Raw genomic sequence first — 18,339 nt, 5'->3', positions numbered from 1 at the left:
CCACCCCTCCCCCACTCGTGGGAGAGGGAGCAGGCTTGGCCCCCTCAGAGAGTTTCGCGCAAGGCCGATCATTAGGGTCGAACTGGAGTAAGCGGCATTGACCGAGAAAATCCCCGTTACCGTCATCACCGGCTATCTCGGCGCCGGCAAGACGACGCTTCTCAACCGCATTCTCACCGAGCAGCATGGCCGGCGCTACGCCGTCATCGTCAATGAATTCGGCGAGATCGGCATCGACAATGACCTTGTCGTCGGCGCCGACGAAGAAGTCTTCGAGATGAACAACGGCTGCATCTGCTGCACCGTACGCGGCGATCTCATTCGCATCATCGAGGGCCTGATGCGCCGACGCGGCAAGTTCGACGCGATCATCGTCGAGACGACGGGGCTCGCCAATCCGGCTCCCGTCGCGCAGACCTTCTTCATGGACGCTGACGTCAAGGAGGCGGCGCGGCTCGATGCGGTGGTGACGGTCGCCGACGCCAAATGGCTTGGCGAGCGGCTGAAGGACGCGCCGGAAGCGAAGAGTCAGATCGCCTTTGCCGACGTGATCGTCCTGAACAAAACCGATCTCGTTTCAGCCGATGAGCTCGCGGAAGTCGAAGGCCGCATCCGCGCGATCAATCCCTACGCCGCTTTGCATCGGGCGGTGAGGTCGGACGTTCCCTTGCAGGCGGTTTTGGAGCGCAACGCTTTCGACCTCGACAGAATTCTGGAAATCGAGCCGGCGTTCCTCGAAGCCGAGGAGTCGAGTCACGATCATGACGATGGCCATGATCACGAATGCGCTCCAGATTGCGGCCATGATCACCACGACCATGATCATCACGACCACGATCATCAGCACGGTCATGGCCATGAGCATGAGCATGCGCATGCGCATGCGCATGAAAATCATCACGCGCCCCACGCCGGGCTGAAGCATTTCCATGACGACGAAATGCATTCCGTCTCGATCCGCCACGACGGCCCGGTCGATCCTGAACGATTCGTTCCGTGGCTGAACGATCTTATTCAGCGCGACGGGCCGGACATTCTGCGCAGCAAGGGAATCATCGCTTTCAAGGACGAGCCGCGACGGTTCGTGTTCCAGGGCGTCCATCAGATCCTGGACGGCGATTTGCAGCGAGAATGGAAAGAAGGAGAGAAGCGCGAATCGCGCCTCGTTTTCATCGGCAGGAAGCTCAAGGAGCAGGAAATCCGCGAAGGCTTCGAGAAGATCGTCCTTGGCGCGTCAGCCGCGCAGGAGACGCTTCATTCATAAGAAGTGATCTCGCGCTCGTCGCCATGTACGACCTTCGTGCGGCGGGAGTCGCCGGCCTTGCGGCGAATGAGAAATCGCGGACGACGCTTGCCCAAACTGGTCTCGCAGCGCCGGCGCGCGGAGGCGGCGGCGAACTCTTCGGCGACGGCCTCGAGCGAACGCAATGCGCCATCCTCCTCGGTGACGCGCGGCAGCCCCAGCCAGGCCGCCCAGTGACGCCAGTCCGACGCCGCAGCGCCGCAGTCTTGAGTATCGCCGAGAAGAATGTCGAGGTCCGGGTCGCGGTGCGCCAGCGAAAGAACGTAGCGCGGCGATCCGTCGTCCGCGGGCTGCACCTCGAGGGCGACGCCGCAATAGGCGGTGACGGGCACCGAGATGACCATGGAAACGCCGCTGTATCGGCGGGAGATCAAGACGTCTTCCCGGGTCACGCGGATGCGCCGCGCCCCGCCGTCGGCGCGGCGATCACGCTGAACGAAGACCCTTTCGTCGATCCTGCGCGCAGTATTGGCCTCAACCATCGATCGCTCCTTGCGGCTTGAATTCTCTGTCGGCGCTTATATTGCCGCAGCCTGCCGGCGAAGGCCCTAAAAAGCCTGGTGAACAGCACGTAAATCATTGCTTCTACGCATGGTTTAGGCGATGAGAGTGAAGTCCATGAAAACGAATTCGTTCAAATTGCTCCTATTCTGCGCAACGCGCCCGCTTGCGGCTCGCCGGCGCCTCACCTACTCCTCCTCATGATGGGCTCCAGCCAAGCAGAACTCGCCGCTTTTCTTCCAGAACTCGAGAGCGTCACGCGCAGGGCCGGCGACATCGCCATGGCTTATTTCCGCCTGGGCGAAACCACGACCGCCGCAGTGTCCTACAAGGGCGGCGGCTCGCCGGTCACCGAGGCGGATTTCGCCGTCGATCGGTTCCTGTTCCATGAGATGGCGCGGATCGCGCCCGAGGCGGCATGGCTTTCTGAAGAGAGCGTCGACACGGCCGAGCGGCTGACGCGGGACGCCTTGATGGTGGTCGATCCGATCGATGGAACGCACGCGTTTTCGCGGGGCGACGCGCGCTGGTCGGTTTCCATCGCTCTGGTGGTTCGCGGCCGGCCGGTCGCCGGAATCATCCACGCGCCGGCGCTCGGCGAGACTTATGTCGGCGCGCTTGGGCTCGGCGCCTTCCTCAACGGCTCCCCCCTCATCGCGCCGCAGCGCGCCGGAATCGCCGGCGCGGCGCTCGTCGCGCCTCGTACGATGCAGGACCGGCTGGCCGCGTCGCCCCGGGGATTCGTGATGGCGCCGCGAACGCCCTCGCTCGCGCTGCGGCTTGCCGATATCGCCTCCGGCCGGCATGATATCGTGGTCGCCGGGCCTAATGCGCGCGACTGGGACATCGCCGCCGCGGATATTCTCCTCGCAGAAGCGGGCGCCATGTTGAGCGAGCCGGAGGGCGTCGCGCTCACCTATAATCGCGCGTCGCTCGCCCGCGACATGCTCATCGCGGCTCCGAAATCGCTGTTCGACGATAGCCTCGCGCTGGCGCGGGAGGTCTTGGAAGGAAAATTATGAACAAAACGACGCAAGTAACCTCGGCGAAGAAAGAAAAACAGCTGTTGCATCTTGTATTTGGCGGCGAGCTGGAGACGCTTGACGGCGTGGCGTTCCGCGATCCGGGCAAGCTCGACATCGTCGGCATCTATCCAGACAACGATAGCGCGCTCGCCGCATGGAAAGCCAAAGCGCAATCCACGGTGGACAATGCGCATATGCGCTATTTCGTGGTGCATCTTTATCGGCTGCTCGATCCGGATGTGGAGGAGCTATAGGCGGCGTTCCAAAATTCGCCGGTATTGCCAGGCATAAAGGCGGCATCCCGGTTGGCTCGACGCGCGGAGAAGACGCCGTCAAATGGCGAATGTGGACCGGATTCTTAATAGATTGGAAACATGTCGCTTCTGACAGTGTACCGGCTGGCGACGATCGCGGCGACGCCCTTCGCCAGCGCCGCGCTCAATTGGCGTGCGAATCACGGCAAGGAAGATCCCGCGCGATTGGCCGAACGCATGGGCGAGTCGAACCGCCCCCGACCACGCGGACGACTCGTCTGGCTGCACGGCGCGAGCCTCGGCGAAAGCCTGTCGCTGCTGCCGCTCATCGACCGCTTCATTCAGCGCGGACTCGACGTGCTCGTGACAAGCGGCACCGTCTCGTCTGCGCGCGTTCTCAGCGCGCGCTTACCCGCGGGCGCTTTCCATCAATATGCGCCGATCGACGCCCCGAAATTCGTCGAACGCTTCCTCGATCATTGGCGTCCCGACATCGCGGTCTTCGCCGAGTCGGAGCTTTGGCCCAATATCGTCGCGGCCGTGCGCGCGCGCGGCGCGCCGCTGGTTCTCGCCAACGCCCGCATCTCCCGCAAATCCGCCGAGCGCTGGCGGGCTGTTCCCGGCGCGGCGAAATCCGTCTTCGGCGCCGTCGATCTTTGCCTCGCGCAGGATTCCGATAATGCGGCCCGCTTTCTGGCGCTCGGCGCGCGTTGCGTGCGCATCGCCGGCAATCTCAAATTCGACGTGCCGCCGCCGCCGGCCGACTCTTCAAAGCTTGCCGAGTTCAATGGCGCGATCGGCGGGCGGCCGGCGTGGGCGGCGGTCTCCACCCATCCGGGCGAAGAGGACCTCGTGCTCGACGCGCATGTCGACATGGCCGCGCAAACCCCGTCGCTGCTGACGATCATCGCGCCGCGTCATCGGGAGCGCGGCGCCGAGATTGTCGAAGCCGCGCGCGCCAGAGGATTGACTGCGGCCTTGCGTTCGCAGGAAGGCGAGCCGCGGCGCGACGTCGACGTCTACGTCGTCGACAGCGTCGGCGAGCTTGGCCTCGTTTTTCGAAGCGTCGGGGTCGTCCTGATGGGCAAGTCGCTGCTGCCCGGCGGCGGACAAAATCCAATCGAGCCGGCGAAGCTCGGCTGCGCCATCCTGCATGGCCCCTATGTCGAAAACTTCACGGAAGTCTACGGCGAACTCGCAGCCGCAAAAGCCGCCGCGCGCGTTACAGACGCCGCATCGCTGGCGCGGGCCGCGCATTATCTCCTCTCCGAACCATCGCGCATGCGCAAAATGGGGCGCGCCGCCGGCGAAACTGTCGAGAGACTGGGCGGCGCCTCGCGCGGCATCATGACCGCCGTCGAACCCTATCTCGCGCAAATGGCTGTCGCACAGCAATGACCGTCACGCGCCGCGCCGCTGTTTGAGATGCGCGCGCCCGCCTTCTGGCGTGAAGACGGCGCGGCGGCGCGGCTGCTGTCTCCGCTCGGCGCGCTCTACGGCGCCGTCGCCTGCAAGCGATTGGCGTGCGAAGCGCCGCGCGCCAATTTACCGACGATTGTCATTGGGGGACTGACCGCAGGCGGCGACGGCAAGACGCCGCTCGCCATCGCCATCGCGCAGCGTCTCAACGCGGCGGGAGAGCGCCCTGCCCTTCTCACCCGGGGTTATCGCCGCAAGCGCGGCGGATCGTCCTCTCTCGTCGTGGACCTGACGCGTCACGGCGCCGAGGACGTCGGTGACGAAGCGCTGCTGCTTGCGCGCGCCGCGCCGACGATCGTCGGCTCTGACCGACTTGCGAGCGCAGACCTGGCGCAGCGCCTCAGCGCCACCGTCGTCATTCTCGACGACGGATTCCACAGCCGTCGCGTGACGCCCGACCTGACGCTCATCGTCGTCGACTCGGACTATGGCGCGGGCAATGGCCGCTGCATCCCGGCCGGTCCTTTGCGCGCGCCGCTCGATGCGCAGCTTGCGGCGGCGGATATGCTCGTCGTCGTCGGCGACGGCCTGCCCGGGCGCGACATCGCCGCGCGCGCGAATAGACCCGTCATCGCCGCCCATTTGGCGCCCGACAGCGGAGCCGCGGAGGCGATGAACGGCGCGCGCCTCGTCGCCTTCGCCGGCATCGCAAGGCCGGAGAAATTCTTCAGCTTGTTGGAGGCATCCGGCGCCGAAGTCGCGGCGCAGGTCTCCTTCGGCGATCACCGCCGATTCACGCAAAGAGATTACGCGACGCTATCGAAGTTACGGCAGGAACAGGGCGCGCGGCTCGTCACGACGGAAAAGGATGCCGCGCGAATGGGCGGCCAGCTTGCGACGCTTGGCGTCGATACGCTACCCGTCACCTTGGTTTTCGATGACGCCGACGTTTTGGACGAGGCGCTTCGCGGGCTGTGTGAGGCGCGCCGCTCCGAGCCTTAATCGGGCTTCTTCACGCCAAGACGCATCAGCTTGGCGTGTGGGCCGCTGTAAGGCTCCTGCAGATCGACGTTCCAGTAACGCAGATCCTCGAGCGGGATCGGCTCGCCCGTCACCGCGCAGCGCACATAAGCGCCGGGCTTGCGCACGCGATATTCGCCGTCGAGATATTCGACGACAGCCTCTTCAGCGGGCTCAGGCTGGCGGTCATAGCGGTTCATGCGCGTTCTCAACCCGTAGCGCCGCGGGAATGGACGCCCCACCAGGCGCCTGAGCGTGGTCACAAGCGACCTCATCGGTGAAGCCGAACGCTCCCTATCGGCGGATTAACTTCCACGAGATATAGCATCCGAAGGCATACTAGGAAACGCCCGCCGGCGGTCATTTGCCTAAGCGTGGCGACGCTTACCAATAAACCTTGGCGCGAGCTCAAACAGATTGGGATGCGCGCCGGTGTAATTGGCGCCAAGCAAGGTGGGGAGTGGACCACCGTTGTAAAGGTTCAATGGCGCAACGACGTTCATTACGCGCGTCCAGTTCGCCTGGAATGCGATGCAAAAGCTTCCGCGCCCCCAGAGGGGGCGCGGCTTTTCGAGTTGCAAGAGCTAGAAGTAGACCTTCGCCCGCATTTCGAGGAACGTCGGGTGCGAGCCACTCTCGTAGGAAGACTGATTGTTCCAGTTCAACGGCGATTTCAGAGACATCACATGGGTCGCGTTGAACTGGAAGGCGATGCCGTTATCCGGATACCAATTGACGCCTGCCGTCACGTTTTGTTGATAGCCGCCATAGACGCCGGAGTTTGCGATAACGTTCTGCAAGAGAGTTGCATTGGCGATCTGTGCAGGAGTTCCCGGGAGGCCCCCGAATAATCCGAACGCGTTATTGGCGACCGCCAGGTTGTTATAGAGAGACGCGCCCTGGTATGGCCCGTTGTTCAGGTTGAGAACGCTCCAGCGGCCCACCAGACCCCATGCGCCCCATCCGCCCCTCATGAACGGATCCTTGATCTTCAGCTGACCAAACGTGACGCCGTTCTTGTCTTTCATGTCGTAGGACTGAGCTTTCTCTTCTCCTGTAATCCACCACTCGCCCTGCACATAGCCTCCGGTGGTCACGTAATTGGAATTACCGGGGGAGATAAACAGTCCCTGGGTGGGGGAAGCGGCGCCCAACTGAGCCAGTTGGGTCAACGCAAACTGCTGAGCTGCGGACGTGTTACGATTATAGTTCGCCATGAGCCACTCGCCCTGGACGAAGAAGTTTTCGTAGGACAGTGCGGCCTCAAGGTCGACTTTTTCGATATCCTTTATACAGTTACCTGCGGCGTTATACTGGTTCAAGTTTACCCCCGCCACGAAGGGGGCAGACTGAGCGAAACGGCCACACGAAAGATCCGTCGTTCCGAGGAAGTTCGTGCCCAGGACATTGGCTTCCGACCCGAGGCGATTCCCTGGCGCCGAGTTACGATCGTCGCTGTAGGCTGTCGCATTATTTGGCTGATGGTAGCTTCCGGCGACGCCTAAATGCACAAGTCGATGCTCATCCAAGATGGGCGCCCAGGTTACGCGGCCGGTGGTTTCCCAGTAGGCGCCGCCTCCCCAGGGTTGATACCAATTGGCGTTTTTCACGCCGTAGCCACTATAGGCCGGCACTAAAACGCCCGCATTTCCTGACGACGTATTCACCGGACGAGCGTTGAGATCCTGGAAGCTGAGCGAGTAAAGACCGAAGTGAGCCGTCCAATTGTCTTTGCCGATCATGCCAGCCGCCACGCCAATATGACGGAAGGGCGCGATTGCGTCGACCGCAAGCGGCCGTTCGATCGTGTCGCGATATTTCGAAGAAGCCAACGCCTCTAAGCTGAAAGACTCGTACTGGCTGCCGATCTTGAAATAGACCGGCTCAGCGAGCAACGGATGCGACAAGCGCGGATCTTGCAGACCGAGGTATGCATCGCGGAATCCGCCCCAAAGGAAATTGCGGTCGGTTACGTAGTTTCTTGACCAGAACTGGAGACCCGTGCCCCCGTTCGCATTCGGCAGATTTGTATTCCAAAGCTGCGTTGTAGAATTCGCGAAGTCGTACTGGATCTTATAAAACCAGGGCCTGAAGCTACCCTCGACTTCGAGTCGCGCCTGGCCAAAGCCAACATTGCCCTGCCAGCCGTTGCCCGGGGAGCCAACAGTCCCGCCTCCATCTACAAAGAGGCGACCGCCAATCTTGAAGCTAAATTGCTTATCCGCCGTTTCCACGAAAAGGCCGTTCCTAAAGCTGACGAAGACCGGCGGCGGCGGGGGCGGACCCGGCGGGCCCTTCGCCACGACTGCGGCGTTGGCGACGTTGGTCGCGATCGTCGCCTGCGCTTTGGCTCCGCGCGTCTCATGACGAAGTTTGGCGACCTCCGCTTCCAGCGGACGAAGCCTAGCGATCTCCGCTTCCAGCATGCGCAGCCGCGCCTCAGTGGCGCTGTCGGCCGCCTGGCCAGTTGTCGAGAGCAGTGCTCCCACCGTCGCTAGAGCGAGTGATTGATTGAACCGTGTAATTGCCATGTCCCAGCCTCGCGCTTTCATTAGCGTTCAAAAAACAGCGCGCGACTTATGGCCTCTGTCGGATGACAAATCCATGACTTAATATGTATTAGCGTAGTACTTAATCGCTATAATTCGATATGTTGCTGCCGTACCACACATTTAATCGCAGTAGATACAGTACGTGATTGACCTAATTACTAGTTAAAATCATTTTTAATTTCAATTTAGCCTTATGCATAGTATATCATTTTGCGTACGTCCTTATACATTTTATGACAACAGTCGCAGAGTCCCAATAATGCACTATTTTAGCAAACTTTCAGCAATATTATTTCTATAAAATACAATGTACACACATTCGAGAAATATAATTCCCGACTTAGAAATACAGCAGCAACATGCGACTGCGAATGTCTGCTCGGGTTAAGCAAACGCCAGGGCGCGTCGCAGCCCAGCAACGGACAAACGACACTCGAACCCGTTCCGACCAGGCGGGGCTGATGATGAAAGGCGCTGTGAAGGGTCTGGAACAGTAGCAGGCTTCTCACCTGCCGGCCGTGGGCTAAAGCCCGCCGACCACGGTTGATCAAACGGGCGCAAAGCTTATCGCCGGAGGGGCGTGGTGGCGGACTTGGCTGAACGGGGCTGAAACAACCCTCGTCGATCAGCTGCTCGTGGGACTAAAGCCTGCGAGCCCGACAGCGAAAGACCAAATCCAAATCGAGCGAGAATAGACGGAAATCAAAGGCGGGAACGCTCTGCTCGATCCGAGCGTTCCCCTGCAGCTCAGTCGCAATTTTTAAACTTCGATTCCTTGCAGCGAGCGACCATGGCTTGAGCCTTGGCGACGTCTGCCGGCGACAATGACTTTGCCGACATGTCGCGCACCGCCTTCTTTTCGGTCTCGCCCATCGACAGCGACTCCGTCGCAAGCTGCGTCCACATGAAGCCGCGCAGCAGATCGCGCTCGACGCCCTGTCCGGCGACATACATGTTGCCGAGATTCAACTGCGCGTCGGCGTCGCCCTGCTCCGCCGCGAGCCGCAGCCATTTGGCCGCTTCCTTGTAATCCTGCGCGACGCCGACGCCGTCATAATACATCGAGGCGATGTTCACTTGCGCCGCCGCCAATCCCTGGCCCGCGGCGAGCAAATTCCACTTCATCGCCTCCTTGTAATCTCTCATGACCACTTGTCCTTCGAGATACATGGTGCCGAGATTGAATTGGGCGGAGGCATTCCCGTGATCTGCGGCCAAGCGAAGCCATTTTAACGCTTCCTTGGGATTGGCGGCGACTCCCTTGCCCGTCAGATACATCGCGCCGATGTCCGCTTGCGCGCGCGCGTCGCCCTTCTCGGCCAGCGGCTTGAGCAATTTAAATGCGCCAGCGAAATCTCCGCGTCGCGTTGCGCTGACGGCGTTCTCATAGTCTTCAGCAAGCGCTGACCCTGCCAACGCCAACATGAAGGACAAGGCAATCGTCGCGATCAGCTTCATCTTTCTGGTCCTCGCACCAAAACCCAACCAAGGTCATTTCGTTATCAGACGAGCAAACGAAAGTCCCGAAATCGCAAACGCCCCCGGCGCGAACCGGAGGCGTTTGCAAGAGTTAGTCTGACCAGATGATCAGTAGTTCCACTGCAGCTGCATTCTCAGCAGATCCGCTTGGAACTGCCGATAGGGCGCTGCGACCGTATTGGTGCGGTCCATGTGAGAGTAGATCGCGGTGAATTCGAGTTCCGGCAACGGCTGGTACTCGACGCCGACGTCCCATTCGTTCACGCGGCCCTGCGGCGCGTTGTTATCGAATTTGAACCCGCCATTGTAGTATTGCCACTTGACGAAGGGGAAATACACGCCAGTGCCGAAGTCCTTGTCCTCATATTTATAGCTGGCTTCGACATAGCCGCCATTCAGCCGTTTCGCCTCGATGGCCGTCTGCGTCGCATTGAGCTGCGGCCCGACGCCCCAGTTCCATTCGGCGCGCAGGCCGAACGGCTGCGGATAGATCACCGCGGTGACGGCGACGCGCGAGTCGCGAATGCCCTGGCCGCCATTGGCCACGGCAGGTCCCCAACCGTTGACGGCGCCGTATTGGGCAAGGTTAAAGTTGCCAAGGCTGCTCCATCCGGGACCATTCACATAAGGGACAAAGGCCGATCCGAGGGTATTGTACGGGCTGTTCAACGGAATGAAGCCCGCCCAGTTCGTCGCCATGCCCAAAGAGGGCCTGATCGCCTGCGTATAGGGCACGAAACGTCCCGTGTAACCCTGGACGCTCGCTTCGACCACCTGACCATTTTCAAAAACGTAAGGATAGGTGAAGCGCGCGACGAGATGCGTGCCCTTGTTGAGTTCGATGCGGTTGGCGCCCTGGCCGTTGTAAACGCCGAAGGCCATCATGCCGTAGTCGCCAGAGCCTTTCAGATTGTTCTTCACGAGATCGCGAAAGAGATGCCGCATTTCCTTCGGCGTGTAATAGAAGAACAGGCCGATGTCGCGTTCGTCCTTACAGCAGGTATTGATCGCGTCGGCGCGATCGAGCGCCAGACGATTCTGCGACGACTGCATATTCTCGAAGCCGTAGGGAATCTTCGACTGGCCGGCGCGGACGCGGAATTCCTTGTCCTTGTCGAAGTAGATGTCGGCGTAGAGGTCGCGAATCTGCGCGAAATTGCCGGGCGCGTTGGAGTAACTGCCGACCTGGTTGTAGCCTGGAAAGGCGAAGACGGGATTGTAGAAATAATAGACGGCCTGACCGGCGGCGTTGGTCGGAGCTGCGAAGGTCGCCGAAGTCGAGTTCGCATTCGGAGGAGAGCTCGCGAAGTCGTTTTGGAAATAAAGGTACAGATGATCTGAGACGTCGCCGCTCAGAATGATGCGCGCGCGGCGAATGAAGAAGTTCTGGCGGTCGCCGACCGAACGGTCGTTCGTCGTTCTGATGTCGTACCAGTTGGGTCCGCCGCTCAGAATGTCATTGTAGCGCATCTGCGTATAACCGCGCAGGCTCAGCCTTTCATACCAGTGCAGCGGCGGCGGCGGCGGCGGCGGCCCCTTGTCGGCCGGGAGCGACGCGTGCACGACCCTGGCCTCGCGCCTCGCGCGGGCTTCGTCGGCTTCGAGCTTGGAGAGCCGCGCCTTGAGCGCGCGGATTTCGGACGCAGTGTCGGCTGCGGCCGGAGCGGTCGAAGCCATCGCATATAAGCCGAACGCAGCGATGGCGAGCGCGCGTTGTCCAACTCCAGGTTTCATTGGTTCCATTCCCCCGTTAACTTTCGGGGGACAGTGAAGCCGACGCTGGATGACAGACCCGTGACAAACTTTGCCCCAGCCGTAATGTGACGTTGCAAGGCACAAGAGGTGTGGCCCTGGCGCCACAGTCTCTGGCGCTGATCATTGTTTTTTGTGGCCTTACCGCCACAGCACAGGTTTTTTTCCGGAAGCGTCGTCGCGAATTTGCGGCTTTTTCGACGCGAGTTCTCCTCCGAATAGAATCGATTGGAGGCTTCTTTCAGGGTCGGCCAGTGGCATCACGCGTCACGCGTGACCTGGCGCACGCAGTCGGACCACGCTAATCCCGCCGCCCCGTCGCTCGACGCAGATTTTCGTCGCGATGCGCTGCTGGAGTGAATCGACATGGCTGATCACCCCCACCCGCCTGCCCTGCCCCTGCAGCGTCTCCAACGCGTCTATGACGACGTCGAGGGTCGCGGAATCGAGCGCGCCGAATCCTTCATCGATAAACAGCGTGTCGACGAATGAATCGCGCCCCTCGAGTCCGGCAAGCGCCAAAGCCAGGGCGAGCGACGCGAGGAAGCGCTCCCCGCCGGAGAGGGAACGCGTCGAACGCCGCTCGTCGCCAAGATCGCGGTCGATGATCTGGAGGCCCAGCGCGCCGGCCTCGCCCGAGCGCTCGAGGGCATAGCGCGGCGCAAGCAGCGCCAGGCGCTGATTGGCGAGCGCGACGAGGTGCTGCAGCGTCGCGGCCTGCGCGAAACGGCGGAACTTGTCGCCGCTCGCCGATCCGATGGCTTCATTGATCTCGCCCCAGAGTTTAGCGTTTGTGCGCGCCCGTTCGAGTTCCTCGCCGAGCGCTGTCGCGCGTTCTCGCGCCTCATCGTCCTTCGCGCCACGCTCGCGCAGCGCGCCGAGCCGCGCCGACAGTTCATCGAGGCGACCAGCGATGTCTTTCTCCTGAGCCTCGAGAATCTCACGCGAAACTTCCGCCGGGGCGACCGCCTGCGCGTCATCAAAGTCCTTCTGGCGCTCCATAACGGCAGCCTCGGCGGCGGCGCGCCCGGCTTCCGCCGCCTCGACGGAGCGACGTAGCTCCACGTGCTCTTCGCGCGACGTCGCAAGCAGAGGCGCCGCAGTCGCCTCGTCGAAGCCCGTGGCATAGAGCGCCGCTACGAAGCTTTGACGCGCTTGCTCGGCGCGGGCCGCGGCGCTTTCCGCCGCGCGTGCGCAATGTGCGTGACGCGTCTCGCAGGCCGCTTTCGACTGCTGGGCTTCAGCGAGCCGCTGACGCGCCTCGTCGCGCGCCGCCATCGCCGCCCTCTGGCGCGCCTCGAAGCGGGACCGATGCGCGGTCGTCGCTTCTCCCCCCAGAAGCAGCGCGCGCGCGTCGCGCGCCTCAGTAACGCTCCTTGCGCGCGCCTCATGATCGCCTTTGGCCTCGGCCTCGCGCGCGCATGCGCTGTCTGCTTCCGCCGCAACGCGCTCCGCCTTCAGCCCGATCGCGGCGCAGTTTGCGGCGAGCTCATTTGACCGCGCCAGCGCCTCCCGGTAACGCGCGCCCGCCGTCTCGAGCCGGCGGCGCGCAGAAGCGGCGTCGCGATCGAGATCGGCGGCCGAGAGGTCGCAAAGCTGCAGATAAGGCGCGAGCGACCGATCGAGTGATTCGAGACGCTCAACCAGTCCGGCGCCTTCCGCCCTGGACCGCGCGCGCGCTTCGCGCAAAGCTTCCAGCGACACGGCGAGCGCCGCACGCTCCTCCTGACGGGCGTCGAGCGCCAGTCGAACCGCGTCGCGCTCAGCGCGCAGCCGATCCCGCTCCTCCCGCAGCCGACGCGCGGCGCGAAGCTTTTGCGCGACGCCGTCACGCGCGGCCGCAAGCTCCTTCGTCAATATTAGCAGCCGCGGCGAGGCGGACAGAATTGACGTTGGCGGCGCCAGCTCCGGCGCCATATCTCGCGCGCCATCGGCGCTCAGCAACGACGCATATTCGGCCTCGGCGCGCCCGCGAGCCGCCTGCGCTTGTGCGGCGCGCCGCGATGCGTCTTCGTGAAGCGCGTGCGCCTGCGCCGCCCGCGCGCTTAAGGAGACAGTCTCCTCGTCCAATCCGCTGAGCGTTCGCCGCGACTCATCGCGCCGCGCGCGCAGCGCTTCGATTAACGCGCTCGCCGCGTCATGGGTCTCGGCGAAAGGATGTTCGCGCGCGCCGCACACGGGGCACGGCGCATCCTCGTTCAACGCCGCGCGCAATCGCAGCGCGTGGGGATCCGCCGCGGCGTCCGCCAACTCGCCGAAGCGTTCGGCCTCGGCGCTTTGCGCCGCCTGTCGCGCGCGCTCTGAACGTACTCCCTCAAGCTTCTGTCGAACCGCCGCTTCGTCCTGCGCGAAGCGGGCGATGTCCTGATGCGCGGAAGCCGCCGCGACGTCCGCCTCGTCAAATGTGCGCGCGCATCTGCGCAAAGCGTCGATCCATTCGACGGCGCGCGCCAAATCGTCGGCGCGGGCGAGCGCGGCCGGTTCGTCGAGGGCGAGGAGCGCGCCGTCGCGGTCCGCAATTTGCGCGGCAAGCTTTTCACAGGCCGCTCTGTCTCGCGCGTCGCGCGCGTTAAAATCCGCAAGCGTGGCGTCGCCGCGCTCGATGTCGGCGAAGGCCGCGGCGAGCGCGCCATCACAGGCGCGCTTGGCTTGCGAGATTTCGGTACGCTTCGTCAGCCAATCGTCGATGTCTCGCCAGCGTTCGCTGAGCGCCCGCGCCGGCTCGAGGCGCGCAAGATCGGCGAGCGCCGTCTCCTTCTCGCGTTCAATATCGGCGCGCCGTTCCATTGTTTCGGCGCGTTCGGCGCGCTTCTCCGCAGTGCGCGACGCGGCCTCCTCGGCGACGCTCCGCGCTTTCGCTTCCTCCTGCGCCAAATTGGCGATGCGCGCGTCGAGCGCCGCGGCTTTGCTCCATATCGGCGCATATCGAGCGAGCTCCGCTTCCGAGGCGGCGACCGACTCTGCAGCCAAGAGCGCGCGCGCCTCCTGAGCGGCGAAAGCTTCTTGAGCGGCGCCCGCTTTCGCTTGGGCGTCGGCGGCCTCTTCGAGCGCCGCCTTTTGCGCTTCCTCGGCGCGCCGCATCTCATCCCGCGGCGCGCGCAGCGGCTCGACCTGCGCGAGCGCCGCAAGCGTGTCGCGTCGCGGCGCCATCTCGTCGAACGCCCGCAATGCGCCCTCGCGCGCCGACATCGCCTGCGCAAGCTTTGCGTGCGCCTGAGCCAAGGCGTCGAACCGGCGCAGCGCATCAGCCATCGCGCTGCGCTTTTCGGCGACTTGCGCGCGTTCGGCTTCGGTCGCTGCGACGTCTGCGTCGATCGCGGCGCGCTCATCTTCCGACATCACGCCGATTTCGGCGCGACGGCGTTCAACAATCGTCGTCGCCTGCTGCGCCTCGCGAGCGCGCTCAAAGGCGCGCTGCGACAGAACGCCATAGATTTCGGCGCCGGTGATCTTTTCGAGAAGTTCGGCGCGCTCCTTTGCGTCGGCGCGCAAAAAGGCGTCGAATTCGCCCTGCGCCAAAAGCGCCGTCCGACGAAACTGGTCGAAGGTGAGATCGGTCAATTCGACGACGCGGGCGTTGACGGGCTCTATGCCACTCTCAAGCGCCGCGACGATTTCGCCGGCCTCGTCGATTCGCCACAACGACCTGACACGCTTTTGCAACGCGCCCGACGCTCTGCCGCGGGCCCGCTGCAGGTCGCAGCGCGCCCGATAGCGCAGCGCGTCCTTGCCGATAAAATCGACTTCCGCGAAACCGCGTCCGGCGCCGCGGCGAAGAATTGTGCGCGGGTCGCCAGAGCCGAGCGTCTCTCCGGACGGATCTGGCGCGCCTTCGCTCGCGCCGGCGGCGACGACGCGCGGGAATTTATCGTAAAGCGCCAGACAGATCGCGTCGAGAATCGTCGACTTGCCGGCCCCTGTTTCCCCGGTGATGGCGAAAAGGCCCGCCGAGCGCAGCGGCTCGCTGTCGAAGTCGATCGCGAAGCCTTCGGCGAGACTGGCGAGATTGGCGCCTCGGATCGCCAGAATGCGCAATGTCACGCCTCCTGCAGAAGACGCTCGAAAAAGTCGAAATGATTGTCGGTCGGGGCGACGCCGTGCGCCTGCTCAAAGGCTTCGCGAAACAATTCCGTCGGCTTACGCTCCGCAAGGCGCAGCGGCGTCGGCGCCGCCGCAGGCGCTTGTGGCCGCTCGACGCTGGTCGAAACGACGCGCAGCGGAAATTTCTCGCAGATGGCGTCGAGCTCGGCCTTCAACCCAACGGCTGGGCCGTCGACCCTGATCGCAAGATGCGCGAAGGGCCAGGCGTCCATCGGCGCCGAGGCGTCCAAATCGAGCGCCCCGAGCGCGGTCTCGAGTTCGATCACGGACAGCGCGCCTGTCGCCGGCGCCCGCAAATGCCGGACGGGGCGGATGATCGGCGCATGTTGGACGACAACGGCGCCGCTGTCGTCGACGTCGACGATGCTGACGCCATGCGCATAGCCGATTTCGGTCTTCGACATAGGAATGAGCGAACCGGAGTAGCGGATCGTCTCGCGGTCGACGGATTGCGGACGATGCAGATGACCAAGCGCGACATAAGCGATATCAGGCGAAAACATGTCGGACGGAAGGGCGTGTTCGCCGCCGACGAGAATCCGTCGTTCGGACCCTTCCGATTCGAGCGCGCCTGCGACATGAAGATGGCCGGTGACGATGAGCGGCGCCGCGCCGATTTCGCGCCGCGCGCTTTCGACCGCCTCGCGATAGGCCTCGCGCACGGCGCTGGCGCCGCCGCCGCTCGTCACGGGCAGATCCACCGCGCGCGGATAAGGCAGCGCGAGCAAATGCGCGCCAATTCTGCCGCTGGCGTCACGGATCGGCGAAAGATGCGCGCGGGCGTCGAAGGCGCCGTCGCGACGCGCAAAGGCGCCGATCGAAACGACGTCCGCCATCTCGAACAATGCGCGCGGCGCTTCGAGTCGCGCCGCCGGATCATGATTGCCGGCGACGAGCGCGATGCGCGCGTGCGGACAGGCGACGCGCAAGTCGCGCAATGTGTCGTAAAGCAGCCGCTGGGCGTCGGCGGATGGATTGAGGCTGTCAAAAACGTCGCCCGCCACGATGACGGCGTCGACCGCCCGCTCCCGGGCGATGGCGACAAGCTGCGCCAGCGCGTCGCGGTGCTCGGCTTCGCGCGACCAGCCCTGCAGCGTCGCGCCAAGATGCCAGTCGGCCGTGTGAAGAAGGCGAATCACTTCGGCAGTAGGCAACAGGCCGTCGGGCGTGGGCAAGGGCCACGCTTGGGCGCGCCGGCCTGCCGATGAATATTTCGCCGATTTTCGCCCATCGGGCAACAAACGACGAGCTGCTGATAGGCGAGCGGCGACAGTCCTGCGTAGATGTCGTCGAAACAAAGACATGCCAACTACTTTAATATACAAGCCGTTGCTTGCAGCGTACTGCTTCGCCAGCGTCTATCTCTTTCGAGCGGCGGAGCGCTCCTCAGCGTCGGAAGTCCTGTCGCGGGCCTTCACAACCCTGTCGTGGTGCCTGTAAAATATGCGGCATCGCAAAGGGCTGGACCTTGGCGCGGTCCGTCAGGCCCCTCCTCAATCCGAGAGGAAGCAGGGTGACTGCACACTTTCGTCAGCAGACCGTCTCGCCGCAGGCGTGTCCCGCGCTCGTGCTCAACGCCGACTACCGGCCGCTGAGCTACTATCCGCTCTCGCTGTGGGGCTGGCAGGACGCAATCAAGGCGGTGTTTCTTGACCGCGTGAACATCGTCTCGGAATACGACAAGACCGTCAAAAGCCCGAGCTTCGAGATGCGTCTGCCCTCGGTCGTGTCGCTCAAGGAGTATGTGCGGCCGACCCGTCACCCGGCGTTCACGCGGTTCAACGTGTTCCTGCGCGATCGCTTCACCTGCCAATATTGCGGAGAACATGAGGAATTGACGTTCGATCACGTCATTCCTCGATCGAAGGGTGGCGCGACGACGTGGGAAAATGTGGTCGCGGCATGTTCGCCGTGCAATCTGCGCAAGGGCGACCGGCTCCCGAAGGAAGCGCATATGTCGCCGGCGCAGGCGCCCTTTCAGCCGAGCGTCGGCGACCTGCATCGCAACGGCCGGCTGTTTCCGCCCAATTACCTGCACGAAAGCTGGATGGATTATCTCTATTGGGATTCGGTGCTCGAACCATAGCTTGGCGCGCCAGGAAAGACGGCTCCAATGATGCGCCGAATTGTGGTCATGGCTTTCGGCTTCGTCCTCGCTGTGGGCGTCGCCGCCATTTTTCTTATCGTTTCGGCGCTCCTTGATCCGGCGACGCGGGAGGCGGGATTCGCCGCCGCAACGTCCGGCCTGTTCGCCTTCGTCGAAGAAGATGTGCGCGCCGGCGGATGGAGCGAGCCTCTGGCCACTTTCGGATTCATCCTTTGGTCGATGATCATCGCCACCTGCGTCGCGCCCCTCGCGGTCGCGGCGTTGATCGGCGAGATCGCCGGCGCACGCTCGCTCCTTTGGTATGCGGGCGCGAGCGCGACGCTCGCCGGCGCGTCGCCGTGGATCGCGCGCGCTGCGATGGGACTTGATCGCGCCCACGAAGCGAGTCCGCTCGAATTAAGAATCGCCCTATTGTTTTTTCTGACCGGCGCGGTGGCGGGGGCGATTTACTGGTTGATCGCCGCGCCGTCCGCTCGTCAGATGACGCGCCCCAAACCGTCCCGTCGCGAAGTTTAACGCGCAGGCTTCCTGGGGCTGAGGCGCCGATAGACGATGAGCGCGGCGCAATATTTTTTGCGCGAGACATCCGGCAAATCGCCGGCCATCTGAACGAGTGCCAAGTCGCAAGAATCCTTCATGCTCGAGGTCTTATCGATACTCACACGTGCGCGGGCCGGCGAGTGACGCAGAATGCGCGCTGAAAGCGAACATTGGCGTCAGGAATGCTTGATCTCCATTTTGGCGACACATCGAGTGAACTGAGGCGCCTATGAGATCTTGAGGCGCCGACGTCGCGAAATCCCCGGGTTTTCTTGGACTCTGGCGG

14 protein-coding genes are annotated in these 18,339 nt (G+C 63.2%); 7 read left to right on the top strand and 7 right to left on the bottom strand.

Annotated features, from left to right (window positions below):
• The first annotated feature begins 97 nt into the window (after positions 1-97).
• Positions 98-1,264, top strand: coding sequence for a CobW family GTP-binding protein (locus A3OO_RS0111560; protein WP_018408007.1), 1,167 nt, complete (start codon positions 98-100; stop codon positions 1,262-1,264).
• On the opposite strand, the gene A3OO_RS0111555 is transcribed toward A3OO_RS0111560, so the two are convergent.
• Positions 1,255-1,785 (bottom strand): DUF6101 family protein, encoded by a 531-nt coding sequence (locus A3OO_RS0111555; RefSeq protein ID WP_018408006.1) that lies wholly within the window; start codon positions 1,783-1,785, stop codon positions 1,255-1,257. The genes A3OO_RS0111560 and A3OO_RS0111555 overlap by 10 nt on opposite strands.
• 219 nt (positions 1,786-2,004) lie before the next feature.
• Here A3OO_RS0111555 and A3OO_RS0111550 point away from each other — a divergent pair, with 219 nt between their 5' ends.
• The 4 genes from A3OO_RS0111550 (at position 2,005) to lpxK (ending at position 5,504) form a co-directional block, all read left to right on the top strand.
• Positions 2,005-2,826, top strand: coding sequence for a 3'(2'),5'-bisphosphate nucleotidase CysQ (locus tag A3OO_RS0111550; RefSeq protein ID WP_245257151.1), 822 nt, complete (start codon positions 2,005-2,007; stop codon positions 2,824-2,826).
• The gene (locus A3OO_RS0111545; protein ID WP_018408004.1) at positions 2,823-3,083 is read left to right on the top strand and encodes a DUF4170 domain-containing protein; all 261 of its coding nucleotides are present in this window, start codon (positions 2,823-2,825) and stop codon (positions 3,081-3,083) included. The genes A3OO_RS0111550 and A3OO_RS0111545 overlap by 4 nt, the downstream gene beginning before the upstream one ends.
• Before the next feature lie 120 nt (positions 3,084-3,203).
• Positions 3,204-4,481, top strand: coding sequence for a 3-deoxy-D-manno-octulosonic acid transferase (locus A3OO_RS0111540; protein ID WP_018408003.1), 1,278 nt, complete (start codon positions 3,204-3,206; stop codon positions 4,479-4,481).
• 27 nt (positions 4,482-4,508) lie between these two features.
• Positions 4,509-5,504 (top strand): tetraacyldisaccharide 4'-kinase, encoded by a 996-nt coding sequence (gene lpxK, locus A3OO_RS0111535; RefSeq protein ID WP_018408002.1) that lies wholly within the window; start codon positions 4,509-4,511, stop codon positions 5,502-5,504.
• Here lpxK and A3OO_RS0111530 read toward each other — a convergent pair.
• The 6 genes from A3OO_RS0111530 to A3OO_RS0111505 all read right to left on the bottom strand — a co-directional run bounded on the left by A3OO_RS0111530 (position 5,501) and on the right by A3OO_RS0111505 (position 16,581).
• Positions 5,501-5,722 carry a DUF2093 domain-containing protein gene (locus A3OO_RS0111530; protein ID WP_018408001.1) on the bottom strand — a complete coding sequence of 74 codons (222 nt, stop codon included), beginning with the start codon at positions 5,720-5,722 and terminating at the stop codon, positions 5,501-5,503. The genes lpxK and A3OO_RS0111530 overlap by 4 nt on opposite strands.
• 384 nt (positions 5,723-6,106) lie before the next feature.
• On the bottom strand, positions 6,107-8,053 hold the full coding sequence (locus tag A3OO_RS0111525) for an OprO/OprP family phosphate-selective porin (RefSeq protein ID WP_026222909.1): 1,947 nt from the start codon (positions 8,051-8,053) through the stop codon (positions 6,107-6,109).
• 768 nt (positions 8,054-8,821) lie between these two features.
• A complete protein-coding gene (locus tag A3OO_RS0111520; protein ID WP_018407999.1) occupies positions 8,822-9,532 on the bottom strand; it encodes a tetratricopeptide repeat protein in 711 nt (236 codons plus the stop codon).
• Positions 9,533-9,661: 129 nt separating this feature from the next.
• Positions 9,662-11,287 carry a porin gene (locus A3OO_RS0111515; protein WP_040573843.1) on the bottom strand — a complete coding sequence of 542 codons (1,626 nt, stop codon included), beginning with the start codon at positions 11,285-11,287 and terminating at the stop codon, positions 9,662-9,664.
• A gap of 285 nt (positions 11,288-11,572) precedes the next feature.
• Positions 11,573-15,346: an AAA family ATPase gene (locus tag A3OO_RS0111510; RefSeq protein ID WP_018407997.1), complete on the bottom strand. Its 3,774-nt coding sequence runs from the start codon at positions 15,344-15,346 to the stop codon at positions 11,573-11,575.
• Positions 15,343-16,581 (bottom strand): exonuclease SbcCD subunit D, encoded by a 1,239-nt coding sequence (locus tag A3OO_RS0111505; RefSeq protein WP_018407996.1) that lies wholly within the window; start codon positions 16,579-16,581, stop codon positions 15,343-15,345. Before A3OO_RS0111505 ends, A3OO_RS0111510 begins: the two co-directional genes overlap by 4 nt.
• A 392-nt stretch (positions 16,582-16,973) precedes the next feature.
• Here A3OO_RS0111505 and A3OO_RS0111500 point away from each other — a divergent pair, with 392 nt between their 5' ends.
• Both A3OO_RS0111500 and A3OO_RS0111495 read left to right on the top strand, forming a co-directional pair.
• Positions 16,974-17,492: an HNH endonuclease gene (locus A3OO_RS0111500; RefSeq protein ID WP_018407995.1), complete on the top strand. Its 519-nt coding sequence runs from the start codon at positions 16,974-16,976 to the stop codon at positions 17,490-17,492.
• A gap of 27 nt (positions 17,493-17,519) precedes the next feature.
• Positions 17,520-18,029 (top strand): hypothetical protein, encoded by a 510-nt coding sequence (locus A3OO_RS0111495; protein ID WP_018407994.1) that lies wholly within the window; start codon positions 17,520-17,522, stop codon positions 18,027-18,029.
• The last annotated feature ends 310 nt before the right edge of the window (positions 18,030-18,339 follow it).

This window comes from Methylocystis rosea SV97, from assembly GCF_000372845.1.
GTDB classification, from domain to species: Bacteria; Pseudomonadota; Alphaproteobacteria; order Rhizobiales; family Beijerinckiaceae; genus Methylocystis; species Methylocystis rosea.
Note: the sequence above shows the minus strand (reverse complement) of the source record. Positions and strands in the feature narration are given on the sequence as shown.